Annotated in this window: 4 protein-coding genes; 1 reads left to right on the plus strand and 3 read right to left on the minus strand. The window is 68.0% G+C overall.

The features are described 5' to 3' along the window. Positions 1–17: 17 nt before the first annotated feature. A complete protein-coding gene (locus ABT342_RS37815; protein WP_351584064.1) occupies positions 18–2504 on the minus strand; it encodes an ATP-grasp domain-containing protein in 2487 nt (828 codons plus the stop codon). A 282-nt stretch (positions 2505–2786) separates the two neighbouring features. Between ABT342_RS37815 and ABT342_RS37820 the strand changes: the two genes are divergently transcribed. Next, positions 2787–3179 (plus strand): hypothetical protein, encoded by a 393-nt coding sequence (locus ABT342_RS37820; RefSeq protein ID WP_351584067.1) that lies wholly within the window; start codon positions 2787–2789, stop codon positions 3177–3179. A gap of 516 nt (positions 3180–3695) precedes the next feature. On the opposite strand, the gene ABT342_RS37825 is transcribed toward ABT342_RS37820, so the two are convergent. Together ABT342_RS37825 and ABT342_RS37830 are read right to left on the minus strand one after the other, a co-directional pair. Next, entirely contained in the window at positions 3696–4763 is a 1068-nt protein-coding gene (locus tag ABT342_RS37825) for a DDE-type integrase/transposase/recombinase (RefSeq protein ID WP_351584070.1), read from the minus strand. A 50-nt stretch (positions 4764–4813) separates the two neighbouring features. Further along, positions 4814–5047, minus strand: coding sequence for a transposase (locus ABT342_RS37830; protein ID WP_351584073.1), 234 nt, complete (start codon positions 5045–5047; stop codon positions 4814–4816). Between the last annotated feature and the right edge of the window lie 727 nt (positions 5048–5774).

Below are 5774 nucleotides of genomic sequence, written 5' to 3' on the forward strand. Positions count from 1 at the left end.
CTTCTACGGCGACCGCGTCATCGACAACCAGTAGCACCCGAACAATCCCAAGAAGCGTCAACACCAGGGCTTACACGAAAAATAAGACACTCCCGGGCCGGGTAACCCGGAAGCCCGCCGACGCTGGACGAGGACCGGACCACCAGGGCTTGGGTGCCCGGCACGTGGCGTACCAAGCTGGTGATCAAGACGCGGAGTATCGAGTCGGGCAGCACGGTGGTGCGTACGAGGTGCTGGAGTTTGGCACACAGCGCGTCGACATCCTGAGTCCGTTCGCGCTGCAGGGCTGTCTGGAGCATTCCCATGAGCTGCTGAATCTCTGCCGAGCCAACAAAGAAGTCTCGCTGGACCGCCAAGGGGACAGCGATGCCTTCGGGCGCCGACACATGGCTGCGTAGGAAGCTCCCTGCCAGCGCCGCAAGTTGATCGGCGGTGCTGGCGCGCGGTGCGCCGAGGCGGTCCGCGAGGCGACCGAGCAGATGCGGACGTGGCGGACGGGCGGCAGCGTAGTAGCGGGAGAGGTGCGTCGAACCATGGCATAGAACGTGGTGGAGCTCGCCCAGGTTGGCGGCCTCGATGCCGTACGCCATCTCGTCAGTGACGCGCAGCTGGGACAGCGGGACGATGAGGGAAGGCTCTCGTCGGGGCGCGGCGAGAGCCAAGGGCGCATGGTGACGAACCGGTTCGACGAACCCTGAGGGCGGCTCGGCCAGATCGAAGCCGATGCCGTCGGCGGGGACCATGCAGGACTTCAATGCGGCCTGCTGATCGTGATTGGCCGGCTTGACGTAGAGGGACATGCCCGGGTCCACGCGAGCACGTACGGCGGCATGGAACTCGATCAGCAGGGCGGCCCCCATGGTGTCGGCCGCGGACGTCTCCAGGACCATGCACGCACCACCCGCGCGGTGGTGCATCGACAGGACGCCGAGGAGGAACCGGCGGTCCGGGTCCCGGTACACGCTGTGCTGGAAGTCCTCGATGCCGGCATGCAGAACGTCCCTGTCCATCTTGAGAAGCCGGTCCGCGATGAAGTGCAGATGAAAGGCGTGCTGGGTCCGGTCCAGAACGTGCACGTCGCGCGTCTGCCGGTCCACCACGACCTGTACGTAGCCCTGGCCCAGGAGAATTCCGGTGAATTCCTCGAAGGCTCCGACATCGGTGCTGGTCATCGCACTGCTACCCATGAGCGCGGGCAGCGCGTCGACGATCCGGCCGCAGTCACGCAGAACGGTGTTCGCGTCACGACCGATGACGAAGCAGACCGTCATACGGTCGCCGTCACCGCGGTCGCCCGCCTCAGCGTGCGCTCCATCCCGCCGAGAGAGACCCGGCACGACCTGGATGCTCGACTCCGGAGCAAGGACGGCTCGCCAGTCAACCGCAGTGAAGTCCCACGCGCGCGGCCCTGGCGGGACCTCACCAGCCTCGGCAACCTGCGGAACCACCAGCGAGGCGGCGGCGCCCTGGCCCTTGGTGAGCATGCGCCGCGGGTAGGCGACCGGGCGCCCGAGCAACTGACACACCAGCATGCCGATCATGTCGAGGCCGTACACCTCCTCGGCCTGTCGGGCCAGCGGAACGCCGCCGAACCGGAGAGCCGTGCCCATGACCCACAGCCGACCGCCCGCCCCGAGCCGGACGCAGGTGTGTGTGGCGCACGTGCCGAGATCCAGCGCCTCGACAGCCTCGCGCACGACCCGTTCGATCCGGCGCTGCAGCAGAACAGGCATCGCCACCGGTGTCACACTGCCCCTCTCGAGGAAGGGCAACGCGGTCGGCAACCGGCCACTGATGCACAGGGCCTGGTAGACGCCCCCCGCAACGATGCCCTCGACGCTCACGATGTCGCCCCAGCCGGGCTTCTCGAACCACCCGTCCGTACTGCCGCTGACAATCTCCTCCATGAGGAATCCGCCCTCGGAATGCGGATCATCGAGATCACCGGACCGCTCACCTGCCATGGAACGCATCGCGTGAGCCCCCCTCCAGGCGGAGACGGCCTCACGCACCGTGCACAGCGCGGCCCCGCCCGTCACCGCGCCTCCCCGCACGGACGTCAGCCGGAGCGGAGGCCGCAGTCGGACGAAGGCCTTCCTGATGTCCTGTTCGTCGCTCACGGGCATGGAGAGCGGCGCGGGTACGCCGGCCCTCCGCCAGATGCTGCGCACCGCGTGTCTGTCGCCGGGCAGCGCCGCGTTCGGGCCGACGCCCGCCAGTCCGAGGTCCTCGCAGGCACGCGCCACGGCAACGACGGCGCGCTCCGAGAGGGTGAGCACCACCTCGGCTCCGACCTCGGCTGCCCGTCCCTTGATGCGCTCGACCACTTCCGTACGCGTGTCGCCCTCGGCGCGCTCGCTCACCGAGGCGCACAACGGATGCCAGAGCCCTCGACGCGCCGTCGGCAGTGGCGCCAGCGCGAGGACATGCACGTCGGCGTGGGCGGCCACCCTCGGCACCGCGTACTCCAGCGGTGGACCGCCCACATCATGCACCAGAAGCACACAGCTCAAGCCACAACTCCCGCGTTCATCAAAGTAGATGGGTTAGGCGGCCCCCACCGCCGGAATCCCAACCCAAGCACCCCGCACCATCGCTTTTCTGCCAGATGGCGCGCGCCTGTTGGGCATACGCCAAGCTGCGCCGTGAGCGGCACAGGGGTCGGCGGTACGGGCCGTTCCGCGGTGTTACGGAGATCACTGAACCTGCCTGCCTCTGCTCCGTATCAACCAGCAAGCCGAGCCGTTCAAGGCGCGGCCGACGCTCACACACCTAGGAGGAACTCCATGCTCAACAGGTGGTTCAGACGTTCGCTGGTGGCATTCGCCGCCCTGATGGCGGCGTTGTTCGTGCTCCCGAGCCAGGCGTCAGCCTCGGCCGATGGGTGCAAATCGGGAGGCGGGAGCCATGCCGTGGCCTGCCTGACGATCAGCGGCGGCGGAACTTACGTCGAATGGATGTACGCCAAGGGGTACAGCTATGAATACCCCAGCCACATCCAGCTGTACGGCCCTCCCGGAAGCATCGGCAACGGCTCCGAGGTGCCCGCAAACCAACTGTCGGTGTTCGAGTGGGCCCCATGGTCGAACGTCCCTGGTGGTGACTACTGCTCTCGCGTTTGGGTCCGTACTTCAGGCACCTACTACAGCGTCATAACCAAGTGTTGGACGGTCTGGTAGTCACCTAGGACTCCGGTGGGGGAGGCCATACCGCTCCCTCACCGGCCCCGACACCTGGCGCCTACCCTCCCCAACAGACAGACTCGGAGCCCCTAGTGCAGACTTCACGACTCGCAGCTCTCGGGCTGCTCATCGTCCTCACTGGTTGCAGCACCGGCACCGGCACCGGCACCGGCACCGGCAACGGCAACGGTGAGGGTGCCGTACGCCCGACATGGACCAAGGAGCTCGCGAGGGACGGCGAATACTTCGCAAAGGTGTGCGCCGATTCCCAGGAGAAGGTCCTTCCCGGTGGTTCAGTGCAGCTCTCCCTCCCCAGCAGATCACAGACGCTCGCCGGGGAAGCGCGCAGTCACGGCGGTGACGGCAAACCGTGGTCCGATCTCCCTCAGGACACGATCCTGGCCATGTGTGCCTACAGCGGCGGCGCCACACCACCCAAGCCCACTGGCCCGACTCCGAGCTGCCCACCCGGTGAGGTGCCGGTCGCGAAGGGACCATCACCAAAGATCTACATCATCGCAGCGGACGGAACGGCAACGCCGTACCCGTACCCTCTCCCGGCAATGCACCAGCCCCCCAACTGCATTCCCAAGGCCCAGCGCGCTCCCACTGCCACGCCCACAGGCCCACGACCGCCCTCGCCTCCGGCCGTCGCATCCTCAGGCTGAGCCCAAACTCAGCGCGGACAGGTCCGCTGGTTGCCTCGCGGCGGCTCAATCTCAGCCAGGGGATGCCGCGAGCTGGGGCGGAACCCGGTTGCGCGTGAGTGCGTGGCCGGGTTCGCCGCACAGTGCCCATCGGTGGTGTCCAACCCCTGGGAGCGTAGAGACCTTCCTTGTGCGGCCAAGTCCTCCTGATGGCGGCTGGCGCGTGCTTCGCTGGTGATCCGTTCGGACTCGACGGGCGGTGGGCCCCCGGCCGCAGAGTGCCTGCGGCGCGTGTTGGAGCGCTGCCGCGATCGCTCTGAAAGATCACGCCGTCCACGGCGCCACCGCACGCGTGGCGGTCGCCATCCAGCGACGCGGCGACCAGGGAGGCGTCGTGGTGGGCGCCCATTGCACAGCCCAGCAGTCGGCGCGAGAACGCGTCGATGACCGTGGCCAGGTACAACTTCCCTTCCCCGGTATCGACTTCGGTCGTATCGCCCACCCAGAGCACGTTCGGCGAGACCGCGTCGAAGTGCCGGCTGACCAGGTCACGGGCAGCCCTGCGCCTGCCCTGCCGGGTCGACGAGCGGCGCCGGCGCGGGGGGTACGGCCCCGCAGCCCCAGGTCGGCCGTGATCCCCGGCGACCGTGTCCACGAAGACCTTCCAGCCCTCGGCCCACAGGTCGAGCGTGATTCTCGGCGAGCCGTAGGTGTCGCCCGGCCGGCGGAAGATGTACGTGATCCTCTCTTCCAGTCGCGCGCCGCTGACTTCGCGGATCGTCGGCTCGGCCGATCGGCGGCGCCACTTGTAGAACCACGCCCCGGAGACGCCGAGCGCGCGGCAGGAGACGGAGTGCGGGACGTTGTGCGCGGTCCTCTGGTCGCTGATCACCCCGACGAGAGCCGCCGGGTCCGTCACCGCTGCTTCACCCACAGGACCATGCAGCGTTTGAGGACATCACGCTCCATGACCAGCTCTCCTTGTTATCCCGGGTCAGCGCCGCGCCTGCGCAGCCGCTCCGACTCCTCCTGGGCGCCCTCGCCCCGCCCGCCGGCAGTGGCGCCGGAGCGCCGGGCCCGGGAGACCCAGCCGGCCGGCGTGGTGTCATCGATCCCAAACTCCCTCGCGACCCGCGCGATCGGCTTGCCGGTCTCTGCCACGATCCGGACAGCCCCCTCACGGAACTCCGCCTCGAACTTCCACCTCCTCTCCGCCATGACTCCCAGCTTCCCCTGCAGTCACGGCCTCTACGCTACGAGGGGATGCTCAGCCTCGACGGCACGGGCAACAGCAGCATGCCTGGCACAGAGGATTTGCTGGACTTCAACACCCTGTTCCCGGTGCAGGCCAACAACACCCCGATGGGCGTGCCCTGTAGTCGCGAGGACGGGCCCGGCACGGACCGAAGCGGTGACGTCCGGGGCGACCGGCGTCTGCAGTCTCCGGACCGAGACAGCGGTCGCAAGCCGCCCAGGACCCGGTTCAGCGGATGTCGCTCCTGCCTGACGCCTCTGCCGCTACATCAGCGAGGGATCGCAAGCCGGCTCCGCTGGGGCGTCGCTGCGGACCCAGCTGAGTCCAACACGCTGAGGGTGTCCGCCGAGACTGCGAAATGCCCCTCGTCGAGTACGCGCCCGGCCCGTGTTGGCCTGGGGGCGCCCGTTGCTGCGGTGGCCGCTCTCGTCGTGTGGCGTGCCCGGAAGCGGGTTGCGTGGTGGCGTGGGCTGGCTTGGCTATGTGCTCCAAGGCGGCAGGTGGCCGTTCCCTGGAAGCGGAGTGGTCGGCCCGTTCTGGGTGCCGTCGTGGGTTTCGATTTCGGTCTCGATATCCATCGGTTCAAGGGGCAGGTTGAGCTGCCCCGAGTTTCGTAGAGTCCGATCTTGATTGGTTCAGGCGGACTGCGGGGTTTGCTCCTGGCTCTGCCAGAAGGCTTCCTCGTACTCG

Source organism: Streptomyces sp. NPDC000410 (assembly GCF_040300305.1).
In the GTDB taxonomy this organism is placed as follows: domain Bacteria; phylum Actinomycetota; class Actinomycetes; order Streptomycetales; family Streptomycetaceae; genus Streptomyces.

Excerpts from the sequence above, each read along its gene's own strand:
- ABT342_RS37820 (WP_351584067.1), top strand. The coding sequence starts at position 2,787 with ATGCTCAACAGGTGGTTCAGACGTTCGCTGGTGGCATTCGCCGCCCTG.
- ABT342_RS37830 (WP_351584073.1), bottom strand. The coding sequence starts at position 5,047 with ATGGCGGAGAGGAGGTGGAAGTTCGAGGCGGAGTTCCGTGAGGGGGCT.